The 18,860-nt window shown below is 42.2% G+C and carries 9 protein-coding genes; all 9 read left to right on the top strand.

The genetic code is table 11. From position 1 onward, the window contains the following. Window positions 1-40 precede the first annotated feature (40 nt). The 9 genes from CLIN57ABFB40_RS09380 to CLIN57ABFB40_RS09340 all read left to right on the top strand — a co-directional run bounded on the left by CLIN57ABFB40_RS09380 (window position 41) and on the right by CLIN57ABFB40_RS09340 (window position 18,847). A complete protein-coding gene (locus tag CLIN57ABFB40_RS09380) occupies window positions 41-1,963 on the top strand; it encodes an alpha/beta fold hydrolase (RefSeq protein ID WP_175629837.1) in 1,923 nt (640 codons plus the stop codon). 44 nt (window positions 1,964-2,007) lie between these two features. Then, on the top strand, window positions 2,008-4,281 hold the full coding sequence (locus tag CLIN57ABFB40_RS09375) for a heparinase II/III family protein (RefSeq protein WP_175629836.1): 2,274 nt from the start codon (window positions 2,008-2,010) through the stop codon (window positions 4,279-4,281). 162 nt (window positions 4,282-4,443) lie between these two features. Next, entirely contained in the window at window positions 4,444-7,317 is a 2,874-nt protein-coding gene (locus tag CLIN57ABFB40_RS09370; protein WP_175629835.1) for a two-component regulator propeller domain-containing protein, read from the top strand. Window positions 7,318-8,270: 953 nt separating this feature from the next. Next, a complete protein-coding gene (locus CLIN57ABFB40_RS09365; protein WP_167963856.1) occupies window positions 8,271-8,786 on the top strand; it encodes a sigma-70 family RNA polymerase sigma factor in 516 nt (171 codons plus the stop codon). A gap of 127 nt (window positions 8,787-8,913) precedes the next feature. Continuing rightward, window positions 8,914-12,150 carry a SusC/RagA family TonB-linked outer membrane protein gene (locus CLIN57ABFB40_RS09360; RefSeq protein ID WP_175629834.1) on the top strand — a complete coding sequence of 1,079 codons (3,237 nt, stop codon included), beginning with the start codon at window positions 8,914-8,916 and terminating at the stop codon, window positions 12,148-12,150. Window positions 12,151-12,153: 3 nt separating this feature from the next. Beyond that, window positions 12,154-13,887, top strand: a complete 1,734-nt coding sequence (locus CLIN57ABFB40_RS09355; protein ID WP_175629833.1) for a RagB/SusD family nutrient uptake outer membrane protein — start codon at window positions 12,154-12,156, stop codon at window positions 13,885-13,887. Between the two features lie 32 nt (window positions 13,888-13,919). Then, on the top strand, window positions 13,920-15,440 hold the full coding sequence (locus CLIN57ABFB40_RS09350) for an Ig-like domain-containing protein (protein WP_175629832.1): 1,521 nt from the start codon (window positions 13,920-13,922) through the stop codon (window positions 15,438-15,440). A gap of 5 nt (window positions 15,441-15,445) precedes the next feature. Further along, a complete protein-coding gene (locus CLIN57ABFB40_RS09345) occupies window positions 15,446-16,849 on the top strand; it encodes an alginate lyase family protein (protein WP_175629831.1) in 1,404 nt (467 codons plus the stop codon). Window positions 16,850-17,200: 351 nt separating this feature from the next. Next, window positions 17,201-18,847 (top strand): glycoside hydrolase 43 family protein, encoded by a 1,647-nt coding sequence (locus CLIN57ABFB40_RS09340; protein WP_175629830.1) that lies wholly within the window; start codon window positions 17,201-17,203, stop codon window positions 18,845-18,847. The last annotated feature ends 13 nt before the right edge of the window (window positions 18,848-18,860 follow it).

The following is an 18,860-nucleotide window of genomic DNA, read 5'->3' as shown; positions in this document are numbered from 1 at the left end:
GTGTAATTTGTGTTTAATACGAAGTTAATAGATAACAAAAATGAAGGGAAGATTATTAATCGTAATTTTTATAAGTATCTGTTTTATTGCAGGTTCCTGCAATGTATCATCCGTACAAGGGAGTCGTTATAACTTCTCTTTATTAGATTCTGTTATTCAAGGCTGGGTGAGTAAAGAGTACTATCCCGGTGCTTCTATCTGCGTAGTAAAGAATGATTCTGTTATTTTTCAGAAGAACTATGGTAGCTATACTCCTGATACAAAAGTATATGTAGCCTCTGCCGGAAAATGGGTGGCTGCTGCTGTTATCGGAGCGGTAGTGGACAGTACTAGTTTGGAATGGGATGACCCTGTGGAAAAGTGGTTGCCGGAGTTTAAGGGAGATGCCAAAGGAAAAATCCTTTTACGACAACTGTTATCTCATACTTCCGGAGTGCGTCCCTATCTTCCTGAACCGCGTGTAGATAATTACAATCATTTGGATTCTGCCATTATTGAAATATTGCCGTTAGATACGGTTTTTACTCCGGGAGGCCGGTTCCAGTATGGAGGACTTGCCATGCAGATTGCCGGAAGAATGGCGGAAGTGGCAATGGGGAAGGAGTTTGAAACTCTCTTTCAAGAACTATTGGCGCAACCATTGGAAATGAAAAATTCTCATTTTACTCCGATAAATACAGATGGCGGACATGCCCCGATGTTAGGTGGTGGTCTGTGTACCACCTTGAACGATTATATTCATTTCCTATCCATGATTTATCATGATGGAATGTATAACGATAAGCGGATTATATCTGCACAAACTGTAAAAGAAATGCAGGCCGACCAAGTGAAAGACGCAATAATCCCTTCGAATAACTCGGATAATTATGTAGCGAAAGGGCTAGGACAATCCCACAATGGAATCTACGGATTGGGAGAATGGCTTGAATTAATCGATAAGAAGACAGGTGAAGCTTATCAGATTAGTTCACCAGGATGGGCTGGCGCTTACCCGTGGATCAATAAACGGGAGAATGTTTATGGCTTCTTTATTGCTCATGTAGTCGGTGCTTCCAGTAAAGAAGATGGTTTCTCGTCTTTTTATGGTAGTCCTGTAATTTCGAGAACTGTTTCAGAGATTGTAAAGGGACATCCGTTGGTTGTGAAACAAGGCCGCGTTGAAGTGGGCAACGGTTCTCTTTACTATGAGGAAGCCGGCACAGGTGCTCCCGTCATCTTTGTTCATGGTCATTCTTTGGATCATCGTATGTGGGATGAACAATTTTCCGTACTGGCAAAAAAATATCGTGTGATCCGCTATGATTTGAGAGGATATGGCATTTCGTCTTCACAAACGGAAGACTATCAATTTACACACGCTGAAGATTTAGTTACTTTGATGGATTCTTTGCACATTAAGAAAGCGCATATCGTCGGACTTTCTTTGGGTGGGTTTATTACTGCTGATATGTTGGCGTATTTCCCTGACCGGATGTTATCTGCTTTTTTAGCCAGTGGAAACATTCGGAAATCGAAAGGCCCAAGTGAACCGATGACTCCGGAAGAAGCAAGAGTACGTGATAAGGAGATTGCTGCTTTGAAAGAGAAAGGGGTAGATGTGATGAAGAAAGAGTGGTTTGAAGGATTGATGAAGTCAGGAGGAAGTCAGCGTGAACGGATGCGTGCACCTTTGTGGCAGATGATCGACGAATGGGACGCGTGGCAACCGCTACACAAAGAAGTACGGGTGGTAGCTGGTTTGGATGCCATCGAGGAATTGAAAAAGAATCATCCCGATGTACCTGCTTTAATTGTTGAAGGTCATTCTTCCGGTAACCGATTCTCAAAAGAACCTCCCATTTTACAATATCTTCCCAATGGAAAACTGAAAGTAATTGACGATTGCGGACACATGCTGAATATGGAACGCCCGGAAGAATTTAATGCTGCATTGGAAGAATTTTTGAAAAACGTTCAATAAAGAATAATATTGTAACTGATTATATATAGAATAGACTAAGTACCATGAAACAAACTATTATTGCTGTTATCTGTTTTTTGTGTGTTTCTTCATTATATATACAAGCACAAAAAATAAATCATCCTTCATTACTGTATACTCCACAACGCATACAGCAAGTGAAACAGCGTATGCAGCATGAACCTAAATTGCAGGAAGCATGGGGAGATATTAAGAAAACAGCAGATGAAGCTTTGCAAAAGAAAGATTTTAATCGATTAGACTATTTGTCGTTAGCTTATTTGATGACTGATAATAAGGAGTATGCAGACGCAATCAAAGAAATCCTCCTGAAAGCTGTGGAAGCCGAATCATGGGGAGATGTGGAAATGATGGCACGTATTCCTGCATGGCGTTCACAACTGGGTATGGCTCATAAGAGTTTTCTTTCCGCAGTGGGGTATGATGCTGCATACAATGTCATGTCTTCTTCAGAAAGAAAAAAGATAGCCGAAGGATTGAAACGGTTAGCCGTGGAACCGGCATTGGGAGACTGGTTGTTGGAGCCGACCCGTATTCACTCATTGAATTCGATGGGACATAACTGGTGGACCTCCTGTGTTTGTCAGGGTGGAATATTGGCTTTGAGTCTTCAAAATGAACTTCCCGAAGTAAAAGAATGGGTGGAGCAACTTCACGAATCTCTTCCCGAATGGTTCGACTTTGCCGGTGATGTATTGCAACAGAAAGCAAAGAGTTTTGATGAGGCCGGCGGAATGTATGAAAGTCTGAATTACGCCAACTTTGGTATTCAGGAAGCTTTGTTGTTTAGGATAGCTTGGATAAACACTCATCCCGGACAGAATCCGGGTGATATTCCTCAATTGGCAAAATTGCCGAGTTACTTCTCACAAGTCTGCTACCCACGTACGGGTATGCTGCATAGTTTGAATTTTGGAGATAGCCATAAAAATGTATCGGCAGAATCCAGTATGATGCTATTGTATGCATTGGGGATGAAAGATCCAACTATTTTGTGGTATATATCCCAGGTGGAACAAGGACAACATCGTGATGGCTTTTTCTTGAATCGTCCCATGGGCTTCCTTTACACTCCTGATTTGAGTAAGGCGCCCGCTGTCCCTCAACTGCCGACTTCCCAATTATTTGCAGATTTTGGTTGGGCTACGATGCGTAATTCGTGGGAAAAGAATGCTACTATGTTGGCAGTAAAAAGCGGTCATACATGGAATCATTCTCACGCAGATGCCAATTCATTTATTATCTTTCATAAAGGGGTAGATATTATTAAAGACGGGGGAAACTGTTGGTATCCTAATCCTGCTTATCGAAATTATTTCTTTCAAAGCCAAGCGCATAATGTAGTATTGTTTAATGGAGAGGGACAACCTCGTGAGCAGCAGTACGGCGGTTCTACTTTGAGAGGATATTTGCATCATCTTCTGGATGCGGGAAATGTGAAATATGTCCTGGCTAATGGAACAGGTCCTGTATCTAATAATTTCAGCCGTAATTTCCGCCATTTCCTTTGGATGGATAATGTGATTTATATGATTGATGATTTAAAGACGCATAAGGTTGGCCGTTTTGAATGGCTGTGGCATACCAACGGGACTTATAAGAAGTCGGGAGTTGACGTGAATGTGACGAATGGTAATTCTTCCGTTGTGATTCGTCCTCTTTATCCCCGTTTGCTTGCTAAGTCTGATTTTGTACACGACTATCCGGAGGATTTGTATTGGGAAGAAATACAGGCTCCAACTGAAGACTTGAAAGGCACTGAAACCTATTATTCATTCCATTTGCCGGCAGAAGTCAATCGTGTAAAAGGGCTGACAGCTATTATATTAAAGGAGACTCCCAATGAAAAAGACTTGCCACAAATGGAACGGCGGGAAGGACAAGATTGGATTGGACTTCGTATCCGTCACAAAGGTAAAGTGACTGACTTGTATATTAACCAGTTGGCAGATGGCAGACTGATGCACAGCAACTCATGGATTATGCCGGACGGCTGGATGACAGATGCCTATATGTTTGCAGTTTCTTATCCCGAAGGAACGGAAGCCAAAGACGCCAAAGATTTCTTTATCTGTCATGGCAGTGCATTAAGGCGCGATAAGGAAACCTATTTTTCTTCTTTGGCTAAGTTATTCGTTATCCAAAAGGAAGAAGAAAAGAAACTCAATCTTTGGATAGACGGACAGCCGAAGATAAATGCCAGTTTTAGGAGTAAAAAGAAGCCTGTAGCTGTTGTTGTGAATGGAAATAGGCTTCCTGTTGTATATAACAGCTCTAATGTGAAAGTCAAATATTAATAAATTTTCAATAGCATTGAGTAAATAATCCCGCCCCTTCGTATTTGTTTGTCATGTACAACAAATGCGAAGGGGCTACTTTTTTAGGAAAAGGAATGTGCTCTTTTGGAGATTTTTATGTATGTTTGTGCACATGTTTAATATGAAAGGAAGCAGTTGTAAGTGAAGAACACGATTAAATATCTGATTCTTATATTAATATATTGGGTTTGTGGTATGGAACTGCAAGCCCAGAATTACACATTCCGTAATGTCGTCATGTCCGACGGGCTGTCCGGACTGTTGGTCAATGCCATTTATAAAGATTCCGAAGGTTTTGTATGGTTAGGGACGGATAACTGTCTCGACCGTTTCGATGGTGTGAAAGTACGCCATTTTGAATTCCGAGGCATTGAGTCCGGAAGAAAAAAGCGTGTTAATACAGTCACGGAAACCGCCAATAAGCAACTTTGGGTGGGAAATGGTATCGGACTTTGGCGTCTGAATCGTGCGAACGGCCAGTTGGAGAGAATTGTTCCCGAAAAGATAGATTTTGCTGTAAATACCTTACTTCCGGATGGAGATATTCTTTATATCGGTACGGAGAAAGGCTTGTTCATTCATAAAGACGGGCAGTTGCTCCAAGTATTGACCGACCGGAATATGTTGGCTGCCTGTAACAGAATCATGGATATTTGTCTGAATGAAGATAAAACCGCACTGTGGTTGGCTACGGTGCAAGGACTGTTCTCCTATTCATTGAAAGACGGAAAGATTGATTCCTGGCATTTTCAGGAGAATGTGCCCGAAGCCGATTACTTCCGTTGCCTTACCCGTATCGGGGAGACGCTCTACTTGGGGACAATGAGCCAGGGGGTAGTACGTTTCGATATGAAGAAAAAGGCATTCTCCCATACCGTATCTTTAGGATGCGATGTTATCTCCGACATCTCCAGTGATGGAAAAGAAACCGTCTATATAGCTACCGACGGCAATGGCGTCCACTTCCTTTCACATAAAGACCAGCAGGTGACGCGTCGTTTCTATCATGATGTAAGCGATAAGGAAGGGATTCGCAGTAATTCCGTCTACTCCTTGCTCGTTGATGACAGAGGTGCCGTATGGGTAGGACATTTCCAGGCAGGCTTGGATTATTCACTCTACCAGAACGGACTTTTCCGTACGTATGCCTATCCGCCTTCGTTCCATTCGGCAAATCTTTCCATCCGCTCTTTCATAAGCAGGGGGCAAGAGAAAGTTATCGGTTCACGCGACGGCTTGTTCTATATAAACGAAGCTACGGGAACAGTGAAAAGCTTTGTAAAACCCGTTCTGACCTCGGATTTGATACTGACCATCAGCTTCTATCAAGGAGAATATTATATCGGTACGTATGGCGGTGGCATGATGGTATTGAATCCGGAGACGTTATCCCTAAAATATTTTGCCCAGGGAGGAGATGGAGATGCAGAACTGTTTCAGAAAGGACATATCTTCTGTGTGAAACCGGATACAAAAGGAAATCTCTGGATAGGCACTTCGCAAGGACTGTTCAGCTATAATGGACAGGCAAAACAGATTAAGCACTTTACCAGTGCCAACTCCCAACTGCCGGAAGGCAATGTATATGAGGTCAGTTTTGACTCTACTGGCAAAGGGTGGATTGCCACAGAAACCGGTATGTGTATTTATGACCCGGCTTCCCAGAGCTTGCGTTCCAATGTCTTTCCTGAAGGATTCGTGAACAAGGACAAAGTACGGACGATTTATGAAGACTCCGAACATAACCTTTATTTTATCCGTGAGAAAGGGAGTCTGTTTACGTCTACGCTGACAATGGACCGTTTCCGTAACCAGTCCGTATTTTCCACGCTTCCTGACAATTCGCTGATGGCGATTGTAGAGGATAATCAAGGTTGGTTGTGGGTAGGCTGTAATGACGGTTTGCTGCGTATAAGGAAAGAAGGGGAGGAGTATGACGCTTTCACTTTCAATGACGGAGTGCCGGGACCCACTTTCACCAACGGGGCTGCCTATAAAGACGATAAAGGAATACTATGGTTCGGCAATACCAAAGGATTGATTTACGTCGACCCGAAGCGTGTGGATGAAGTACGTGGCAAGGCGCGTCCGATAGTATTAACGGATATATTGGCTAACGGTGTTTCCTTTACCGGTTCGTCCTTGAAATATAATCAGAATAATCTGACCTTCTGCTTTACGGATTTTGCCTACGGATTGCCTTCTGCCTTGCTGTACGAATATCAGTTGGAAGGGATTGATAAGGACTGGAAACTATTGGCTGCGCAGAACGAAGTCTCTTATTATGGACTTCCTGCCGGGACTTATACATTCCGTGTCCGCCTTCCGGGAAATGAACATTCGGAAGCTACCTGTCAAGTGACGGTACGTCCTATGATTCCTTGGTGGGGATGGATGCTTTCTATCTTATTAATCATAGGAATTGTAGCCTTTATACGCTATTATGTCTGGAAACGTATGCGCCGCTTGCTTCCCTCTCCCGCTCAGGTGGTTTCTACACCGGCTGAGGAAATATCCCGGAAAGAACAAGTAACGGAACGGCCGGAAACGATTACCGAACAGCCGGAAACGATTGCCGAACAACCGGAAGTGATTTCTGAACAACCGTCCGTCGCTACCGAAGAGAAGTATAAGACCAACAGGCTGACTGAAGAGGAATGCAAAGAGCTTCATAAGAAACTGGTGACTTATGTAGAGAAAGAAACGCCTTATATTAATCCCGACTTGAAAATGGGTGACCTGGCTTCCGCATTGGATACTTCTTCACATTCGTTATCGTATCTTTTGAACCAGTATCTGAACCAGTCCTACTACGACTTTATCAATGAATACCGCGTCGCTCAATTCAAGAAAATGGTAGAGGACAGCCACTATTCCCGCTATACGTTAACCGCATTGGCAGAACTTTGCGGATTCAGCTCACGTGCTTCTTTCTTCCGGTCATTCAAAAAGAGTACGGGAGTCACTCCGAACGAATATATCCGTAGCATCGGTGGAACTGCCAAAGAAGAGTAAGTACTTCTTTTATCGGTTTCATGTACATCTTTCACTGATATCCAGTACTTGATTTACCCAAATGTTCTACTTGTTTATCTTCTTTCTTGCACTTGTTTTGCTTTACTCTTGTACTTGCTTGGATTTTAATCCGCTTTTGTATGTATTTTGCACTACTTATGGCCGCATTTTCTACTGCCACTACTGTCAACTGCCAACTATGGGCTTGTTTGTCAGTAGATTTTCTTCCTATGTCTTTGTAGTTTGTTGATAATCAATTAGCTATCTATTTTTGTGATTCGGCTAAATACTATAGAATATTTCATTTATTAATTTTTTGGCAGTAGCCTTTTGTTATGTATAATGTTTATATAAATTGATTATTTGCTGCTTTGCAGAGAAATATAGGATAGTATGCGATAAAAATGAATAAAAGTAATATTTGAATACAAATACCCTTTTAACATAGCTATATTTATCAACTAAATAAGCCCATAGTTGGCAGTTGACAGTTGTGGCAGTAACTTTTTAGCAAGGTACTTGCTTAATTGATTGATATATAGTATTTTATGCTGATTTTGTCTACGAAGTTAACTTTCATATATGTAATTTGTTACTGTCATATCAAATGTTAATTCGAAAACATTTATATAGTAATTATTGATTACGAATTATTGGAAGGCCATTGATAGGCTTATTTTCCTGAATACAAACCTGACTTGTAGTGCTATGCTTTGCTAAATAACCGCGAGTTATCAGAAATGTTCTCCAAGATTCTCTAAATGGGGATAATTGAGTCTCATTTTATAAAATGAGACTCAATGAAATATAAATGTAATATTCTGATAATGAATGGTATAATTTAAAAGAAGTCTATCTCGATTCGATGAGATTGATACGCCTTGATTTCCGGCTGTTATCTTCGGAATCCCCTTTATATTTGCATCGTGATTAAAACCGAAAAAGATAGTATTATGGATACAACGACTAACACTTCCGACAGCATTATCACCAATTCTTATAAAGAATATTACCAGGTGATTCTTACCTATATTACTTATCGTATCACTCATCGCTACGAAGCTGAGGATTTAACTCAAGATGTATTCGTACGTCTGCTGGACTATAAGCAAATGCTTCGTCCGGATACAGTGAAGTATTTCCTGTTCACCATTGCACGCAATATAGTAACCGATTACATCCGCCGTTATTATAAGAAGCAGGAGATAGACAGCTATATGTATGACTTTGCCGTTACCTCGTCCAATGAGACGGAAGAAACGATTATTGCCGACGATTTGGCTTCCGTTGAACAGCGGCAACTTGCACTCTTCCCCGAACAGCGTCGGATAGTCTACACATTGAGTCGTTATGAAGACAAGTCATCTGCCGAAATAGCGGAAGAAATGCAACTCAGCCGTCGTACGGTAGAGAACCACTTATTTATAGGTCGTCGCGAAATGCGTGAATTCTTCAGAAAATGTATTTAATCTTATTTATTTAATATATAATCCTTTGTGCTTATGGAAAAAGAATCTATGAAGAGACATCCCGATGCCTCATTTAATTTTAGAAAACAAGAAATAAATACTATTTTTAAACCTCAAATTTAATTTTATGAAACGAAGAGGATTAATTTTTAATTCGCGACCTAACAAGACAGCAGTGTTTGCGTTAGGATTAATGCTGGGACTTTGTCCTGTTTCAAAGGCATGGGCCGATACGAATATGAACGATAGCCAAGTGGTGGCGCAGGCTCAGAAGAAAGTGAAAGGTCAAGTGGTTGATGCCACGGGCGAGCCGTTGATTGGCGTGAATATAAGTGTGGTAGGCGGAACGGAAGGAACCATTACCGATATTAATGGAAATTATACGATTAGTGTTCCTGCCGTAGCCAGACTGAAATTCAGCTATATCGGCTATAAAGACCAGATTATAGACGTAGCTGCGCAAACGGTGATTAATGTAAAATTGCAAGAAGACAGCGAAGTACTGGACGAAGTAGTGGTAGTGGGATATGGTTCGCAGAAGAAAGAAACATTGACCGGTGCCGTAACGGTGGTATCCGATAAAATGCTGAAGAATAAAGGAACAATGTCCAGTCCATTGCAGGCAATGCAGGGACAGGTTCCGGGCGTGACGATTACCCGTAACTCGGCAGCTCCCGGTGATGAAAGCTGGGGCTTGAAACTGCGCGGTTCTGTTTCGGCAAATAATGCAGAGCCATTGATTGTAATTGACGGAGTGGCTTATGACGGTGTAAATGCGTTGCGAAATATCAACCCTTCTGATATCCAGTCCATCAACTTTTTGAAGGATGCGTCAGCGGCTATCTACGGTTCGCGGGCTGCGGGCGGTGTCGTATTGGTGACGACTAAGCAGGCAAAGGAAGGCAAAGCAAGAATTGAGTACAGTGGTTCGTACACTTATAAAATGGTAGGGTTGCAGCCGGAACTGATGTCTATGAACGAGTGGGCGAATGCAGTACTGCAAACTTGCCAGAATGATGGTCAGCCCGACTCGTATTCATGGGTTAAATATGCGAAAATGGCATTGGCAAACGAAGGCAAATACATTGATTTGGATCATAGCGCCAATCCTTTTGCTCCCAGTTATTCGGATGTAATGGACTTCGTATTTATGGATACCAACTGGCAAGATGTATTGTTCGGCAACTCTTACTCCACGCAGCATGACCTGGCTATTTCCGGAGGTACGGAGAAGAACTTGTATCGTTTGTCCGTAGGATACATGTATGATGACAGTAACCTGAAATGGGGGAATAATAACAACCAACGTTTCAACCTTCGTCTGACTAACAAACTGAAAGTCTTTGATAACTTCGCTATTGAATCTGTCATAGCTTATAACCGTCAGGACCAGGTAGCTCCATCCCAACTGAATAGGACGCTGACTTCCAGTTATCCGCAACCGGGCCTTCCGGCTTCTACCATCGACGGGAAACCGTATTCGTGGGGAACTTGGCTGTCACCGATTTGGTTTGCCGAACTGGGTGGCGATAATAAATTGAAAGTATCCGAAATCAATATCAGCGAGAAGTTCACTTACAATATCAATAAGCACCTGGACGTGGTAGCCAATCTGGGTTATAACTCCGGAGTAGCTTCACGTGACATCAAAAAGATGGCTATAACGTCCTATAATTATGCCGGAACTAAAATAAATACTAAAGCCGACGGTTACAAGCAGGAAGAATCGTCTTACGAGAAAACAAGTTCGCGTACAGACTTCTATTCTATGACAGGTTATGTTGACTATCATAACACGTTTGCGCAACACCACAATGTAAGTGCGATGGTCGGTGCTCAATACGAATTGAAAGAATACGATTATTTTGGTGTATCAGTGAAAGATATACAGAATTCGTTGGAAACTGTAAATGGGGCAGGTCTGATAAATCTGACAGATAAACATGGTACGAAGTGGCATGAGGCTGTGATGTCCTACTATTCTCGTTTAAACTATAATTATAAGTCTAAATACTTATTGGAAGTAAATATGCGTTATGATGGTTCTTCCAAGTTCAAACCGGAAAATCGCTGGGACTTCTTTTATGGAATATCCGGTGGATGGCGTATTACGGAAGAGGCGTTTATGAAGAACATCAAGTGGCTCAACGACTTGAAAATCCGTCTTTCTTATGGTGAAGTAGGTAATCAAAGTGGTATTGATCGTTACGATGGTACGCAGTTCTATAAATTTGAATCCCAAAGCGGAGCTTATATCGGTCCCAACAAAGGCACTATCATAGATACGAACGGCAAAATCGCTTCTTTGGGACGTGAATGGGAACGCATTAAGAATTATAACCTGGGATTGGATTTCTCCTTATTGAATTCCCGCCTTACAGGTACTGCCGAGGTATATATGAAGCGTAATGACAATATGCTGATAAACATCTCTTATCCGGGAGTTCTGGGTGATAACGCCGGTATGTCCAACAATGGGAAGTTTAAGTCGCATGGTTGGGAAGTGATGCTGAACTGGTCTGATAAGATTGGAAAGGACTTCACTTACCACGTAGGAGGTACTTACTCCTTCAATACCAACAAACTGACGGATATCGGTGCGGTATCAGTTCTGAAATCCGGTTTCGTTGACAAGCAACAAGGCTATCCGTTGAACAGTATCTTCGGCCTGCGTTATGCCGGCAAGGCACAGACGGAAGAAGAACGCCAGAAGTACTTATATAGATTCCTTACCGGAAACACTATCGGACTGACCGAACAAAACTTCCGTCTGGGAGATAATATGTATGCCGATGTAAACAATGACGGTAAATTGGATCAGAATGACATTGTTTATCTGGGTACGGACGATCCGAAAATCTCCTTCTCATTTAATGTAGGAGCAGAATGGAAAGGATTCGATTTGTCACTGGTTTTCCAGGGAGCTGCAAAACGTACTATTTTCCGTACGGGAGATAATAACGGTAATGAGATATGGCGCATACCGATGAAAGCATTGTACCTGAATACTTCGAACCAGTCTGTGGGCAATACATGGAGTCCTGACAACCGGGGCGCTCATTATCCTACATATAGCAATAAGAATGAGATTAACGATTATAACTACCAGGCTTCTTCCTGGTCGGTAGAGGATGGCTCATACATTCGTCTGAAGAATGTGACGCTGGGATACAACGTGCCTTCTGCGTTTCTGGCTAAAACGAAGGCAATCAGTTCATGCCGTGTCTACGTAGCAGGAGCCGACCTTTGGGAATACTCTAAGATTAATGACGGCTGGGATCCGGAAGCAAGTCGCAAAGTGACAGCCGCAGGACGTTTCCCCTTTGTCCGCACAGTGACTTTTGGATTAAATCTAACTTTTTAATGTATGAAGATTATGAAACTATATAAGAAAGCCCTTTTGATTGTATCGCTTGGCTTGACACTGAATTCGTGTCTGGATCTTGATCCGCAGGATCAGTTGGCGGATGGTAATTTGTGGGGAGCAGCAGATGATTTTAAATATTTTGCAACCAATTTTTATGGTTGGACACGTGATTTCAAGTCAGTTATTTCTGACGGTGCACATTCCGACTGGCGTTCGGACTTGATGACTTCCAGTTCCGTAAATATGTACAGTAACGGTAGCAATCCGATTCCGACTTCCGACGGTAACTATACAAGCAATTATGCTCATATCCGCCGCTGTAACCTGTTGTTGCAAAAGGCGGCATCTTTTTCCGGTAACGGTGATATCAGCCGCTATGTAGCGGAAGCCAAGTTTTTCCGTGCTTATTCTTACTTTGATTTGGTGCAGTTGTTCGGAGATGTGATTATCACTAAAGAACCGCTGGATATTACTTCACCCGAGTTACGCACGAGCCGCAATGACCGTAGCGAAGTGATTGACTTCGTGATTCAGGATTTGAAGGATGCGGCTGAAGTATTGCCGGAAACTATTGCGACGGATGATGAAGGACGTATTTCAAAATGGGGAGCTTATGCATTCCTTTCACGTGTCGCTTTATATGAAGGCACATGGCAACAAAACCGCAATAATGAAGAACGTGGCAAAGCATTGTTGAGTATTGCAGCGGATGCGGCGAAAAAAGTTATCGACAGTAAGCAATTCGAGCTATTCAAACCGACAGCATTGGGAGAGATGGCTTATAAATACCTGTTCATTTTAGAGAATGTACAGTCTAATCCTGCGAATCTGACTAAGAGTGCCAATAAAGAATATATATTCTATCGTCGTCATGATGAAACGATTGCTCCCATCGGGACTAATATCACACATGGTTGTGTAGCGAATGTGCAATATATTAACCGTAAATTTGTGAATATGTATCTTTGTAGCAATGGGCTACCTATTGACCATGCCAAGAGTGCTGACGTCTTTAAAGGTTATGGAGGTCTGACTACAGAATTTGAAAATCGTGATAACCGCATGAAGAACTGTCTTCTGGCTCACGGAACCAAATATTGGGATAACGACAAACCGCGTATCGACTGGAAAGGCATGGAAGGAGAAGATGCGACGAATGCTATCACATGCAATGTTTTCCAAGGTTCCGGCTATCAGAATCAGAAATGGGGTACGGAGCGTAAAGTTGCCGATACATTTGAAGGTTATGACTTCCCGATTATCCGTTATGCAGAGGTTTTGTTGAATTATGCGGAAGCCATGTACGAATTAGGGACTACCGGCAAAGCTCTGGACGATGCATTGAACATTTCGTTAAATTTGGTTCGTCTCCGTGTGAACCCTGATATGCCTAAACTTACAACTTCTTTTGTTTCGGAAAACAGTCTGGATATGCGGGAAGAAATCCGCCGTGAACGTACCATCGAATTGTATAACGAAGGTTTCCGTGTTGATGACCTGAAGCGTTGGAATACGGCTATTGTAGAGATGCCGAAACCTATTCTTGGGGTGAAATGGACAGGAACGGACTTTGCTACTTCATGGGCGGGTGCTTCTACTATGGCAAAAGATTCGGAAGGTTGTTTGATTTTGGAAGGCGGTCGTCGTTGGGGTAGTAAGAACGACCTGTATCCGCTTCCGGTAGACCAATGCCAGTTGAATCCGAATTTGGGACAGAATCCGGGATGGCAATAATCAAGTCAGAAATAACTTAAAGAATAAGAATTATGAAAAGAGATTATATAAAATATTTTGTCGGACTGGCTGCTTGTTCGCTTTTAGGTCTGACTGCATGTGATGATGATAAGGATTTGGGAGAGAAGATGGATGAGATGATTACAATATCTGCCATTACTCTTGAAGATACTCAATATGACGCAGGAAATAAAACGATTTGTTTGCTAAAGAATAAGGAACTTCAGCTCTCTTGGAGTATCATGCCCGAGAGTGCGACCAATACGAATGTACAATGGACATCGTCTGATGAATCTGTTGCGACAGTTACACAGGAAGGTCTGGTTATGACTAAAGATAAAGCGGGAAAAGCTATCATAACAATGACACCGGAAATAGGCTTTGGGCCTGAGGCGACTATCGTCACCAGAACAGTTGAAGTTATGGACGAATATACCTATATGTCGGCCATCAATATAACTAATGTTCCGGCAGAGGAGATTGCGGCAGGCGATGAATATCAATTAACTGTTTCTTCAGAACCGGAAACTACTACGTTCAAGCGTTATAAATGGACAAGTAGTAACCCGGAAGTAGCTACGGTGGATGAAAAGACAGGCTTGGTGACCGGAATCAGTAAAGGGGATGCGACTATTACAGTGACGGCTGATGATTTCAGTTCAAATCCGGTGTCTGCAAGTTGCGAGATAGGGGTTAAGATAGTAACTCCAATTACCGGAATGACGTTTACTGAAGATGCGGAGCTTAATCAATTGGGATATGGACAGGAATATCAGATTAAGTACACATTGGAACCGGTAGAGGCTACTGCTTCGCTGCTGACTTGGACGAGTGATAATCCGGAGGTGATTAGTGTGGACAAAACAGGTAAGTTATGTGTTAATACAATGACTGAAGGTTCGGCTGTTATTACAGCTTCTTATGGACCTGTTGTACAAACTGTTACAGTTACAGTTGCAGAAGGACGTTTGTGGTATTCATTTGGTAATGGGTTAGGTAGTTGGTTCTTAGATGGCAATGGTGCAAGTGTAAAAGGAGCCGATGGGCAAAAAACTATAGTTCAAATGGGTGGCTCAAAATGGCGTGGCGATTTATGGCTTGCAAAGAATGGTAAGGGAAAAAATACTTTTATTAAACCTAATGAATATCGTTATCTTGCAGTGAAGATTAAGTTTGGTACTGCATTAAAAGGTGGAAATAATAGTGTTGGTTGTATTAAATTAGAGGTGTGGGATAAAGACCATGCAATAATTGGAGATAATAATTTAGGTTCAATTGGTAGTAATAATAACTCATATACAGTATTAGGTGGAAATGAATATGTTGCCAATACACCAAATGTTGTATATTACGATCTTCAATCAAGATATGATAAGAAGACTCCAACAGATTGGAATCAGACTTTTGATTTGGCACAGTTTAAATTTGTAATAGCTGATTTCCCAATCACGGATCCTGACATCACCTCTACTTACGATATTTATTGGGTACGTAGTTTTAAGACAGTAGAGGAACTTCAAGCTTTTGTAGACAGTGAAAATAATAACGAATAACTACCATGAATAAGATGAAATTATATACAATAATAGGAGCAGGGCTTTTCGCCCTGACTTCTACTGCACTTTTCGCATGCAGTGAGATAGAAGATGGCTCTAATGATATGAGCAGTTGGCCGGAAGTAAAAGATTATGTTACGACCTTGGAGCATCCTTGTATGCTCCATACGGAAACGGATTTTGAGTTCGTAAAAGGAAAGGTACAATCCGGTGCACAGCCTTGGAAGAACGCATTCGACCATTTAACTCGTGGTGGAAACAACTTGTCGCAATCCGGCTATAAGGCATCTCCTGTGAAATTGTTGGCACGTCTCGACCAAAATAACTGGGCGGGTAAATATCCTAATGACTGGAATAATTACACGAAATTGATGAGAGATGCTGCAGCCGCCTATCAATTGGCTCTTCGATGGAAATTGTCGGAGACGGATGGCACACAATATGCAGATGCAGCTATTGCTATTCTGAATGATTGGGCTAAAACCTGTACCGGCTTTATCGTGAACGATAAAGGGGAATTTATAGACCCGAACGAGTTCCTTATTTTTATTCAAGTGCATCAAATAGCAAATGCAGCGGAAATAATGCGCTCTTACTCCGGATGGCAGGAAGCTGACCTTGCAAAGTTCAAATCATGGATAGCTGATGTGTTCTATCCCCATATTACGAAATTCCTGTCCACGCACAATGGCAACGAATGTGCGCTTCATTATTGGCTGAACTGGGATTTATCTGCAATGACTGCATTGCTTTCTATCGGTATTCTGACAGATGATAACTTCAAAATCAATGAAGCCATTCAATACTTTAAGTTTGGTATCGGTTCGGGAAATATAGGAAACGGTGTTCCGTTTACACACCTGGACCCAGATAGTAATGAAATGTTGGGACAATGTCAGGAATCAGGTCGTGACCAAGGACATGCTACTTTGTGTGTCAGCTTGTTAGGCGCTTTCTGCCAGATGGCAAAGAATGTGGGTGAAGACCTTTTCATATTCGATGACGGACGTGCATTAGCTATGTGTGAGTATGTGGCTAAATACAATATCGGTGGTGCTGAAACTGGTAGCTCAAGTGCTAGTTGGAAGATGACCGGTTTTAGATATACGGATAATGACTTGCCTTATACTACCTATACTAATTGTAGCGGTAGCTGGGATACTATCTCGGCACAGGAAAGAAGAGAAGGAAAAGATTCCCGTGGTGAAGTGCGTCCTGCATGGGAATTAGTGAACCGTCTGGCACAGGATTATGGAAAATCAAGTATCTATGCCAAGATGTGGGTAGATAAGATGCGTGAGAATGTTGGTCGCGGAAATTCAGATGGCGGAGCCGGTGATTACGGACCTAATAGCGGTGGCTATGACCAATTAGGTTTCGGCACATTGATGTTTGCCAAAGAATAAATAATAAAAGATTCCGTACCGGATGAAGTATAAACGGGGAGAGTGCATAAAGCAAAATCTCCCCGTTTTTTTTATTTCAGGGCTATCAATTATATCTTACGTCAATGAATAAGACAGGCTTGAAGAGAGAAAACTGATAAATTAAAAGATTAATAGAAAAAATAGTGAAGGGGATTAGGTATTTACCTAATCCCCTTCGTATATATAAGCAAATAGGTCAGTAAATAGATTGTTTGAAAGAAAAGATATCAGATTCGGTTTTCCGATAGATTCGTTTTTTTAGAAAGGTAGAAAGAACCTGTTTTTAGGAATAACAATTCTTATTTTGAATGAAATTGATTAGTAAGGTATATGCGTAAAAAGATTCTGTTTTTGGCAGGGATGATGGCTTGCTGTACATGGGTGGGCGCACAAGAAATCTCTAAGACCTGGGTGGCTGATAAGGGAAATGGAACTTATCAGAACCCGGTTCTTCATGCTGATTATTCCGACCCGGATGTATGTGCAGCCGGAGAAGATTTCTATATGACGGCATCCAGTTTTAATTGTATTCCCGGAATTCCTATTCTTCACTCCAAAGATTTGGTGAATTGGTCGCTGGTGAATTATGCGTTGCCGGTGCAGGAACCGAAAGAATTTTTCGATAAGGCACAGCACGGCAAGGGCGTATGGGCGCCTTCTATCCGTTTTCATAATGGGGAGTTTTATATCTATTGGGGCGACCCGGATTATGGAATCTACATGATAAAGACGAAAGACCCGAAAGGAAAATGGAGTAAGCCCTTATTGGTGAAAGCCGGCAAAGGGCTGATTGACGCTACTCCTTTATGGGACGAAGACGGAAAAGTATATCTGGTATACGCTTATGCCGGAAGCCGTAGCGGGGTGAACAGTATTCTCGTGATTTCTGAACTGAATGCAGAAGGAACGGAAGTCATTTCCGACCCGGTGATGGTATTCGACGGCAATGACGGAAAGAACCATACGGTAGAAGGTCCGAAACTCTATAAGCGAAACGGATACTATTATATTTTTGCTCCGGCAGGTGGAGTGGCTACCGGTTGGCAACTGGTGCTTCGCTCGAAAAATATCTATGGCCCTTACGAATCAAAAATCGTGATGGCACAAGGCAAGACGAATATAAACGGTCCTCATCAAGGCGGTTGGGTAGATACTCATACAGGTGAATCCTGGTTCGTTCATTTTCAAGATAAAGGGGCTTACGGGCGTGTGATTCACCTGAATCCGATGACTTGGGTAAATGACTGGCCGATAATCGGAGTGGATAAGGACGAAGACGGTTGCGGTGAACCGGTGACTACATATAAGAAGCCGAATGTAGGAAAGACTTATCCGGTAGCTACTCCGCCGGAAAGTGATGAATTCAATACCCGCCATTTAGGATTACAGTGGCAATGGCATGCTAATAAGCAAGATACTTACGGATTCACTACCGACTTGGGATATATCCGCCTGTATGCGGGCAGCCTTTCAAAAGAGTTTGTGAACTTTTGGGAAGTGCCGAACCTGTTGATGCAGAAGTTTCCTGCGGAAGAATTTACAGCTACTACCAAGTTGACGTTTACCGCAAAACAGGATGGCGAACAAGCCGGACTTATCGTGATGGGGTGGGATTACAGTTATCTTTCTATCCGTAAGGCTGGAGATAAATTTATTCTGCAACAGGCAGTCTGCAAAGATGCGGAACAGCAGAATCCCGAACAAGTGAAAGAATTGGCAAGTATTCCGGTAGAATATCTGAAGATGCCGGGCGTAGCAGATAATGAATGGAAAACAGTTTACTTACAGGTCAAAGTCCGTAAAGGTGCTGTTTGTACATTTGCTTATAGCTTGGACGGAAAGAAATATACGACAGTAGGCGAGTCTTTCATCGCCCGCCAGGGCAAATGGATTGGAGCCAAGGTCGGTGTATTCTGTGTAACTCCTAACGATGGTAATCGTGGTTGGGCAGACGTAGATTGGTTTAGAGTAAATTAAAAATTAAGAATTA

Origin of the sequence: Bacteroides acidifaciens, from assembly GCF_903181435.1 — a bacterium.
GTDB lineage: Bacteria > Bacteroidota > Bacteroidia > Bacteroidales > Bacteroidaceae > Bacteroides.
The sequence above is the reverse complement of the archived record's forward strand: the minus strand, read 5'-3'. Positions and strand labels throughout refer to the sequence as shown.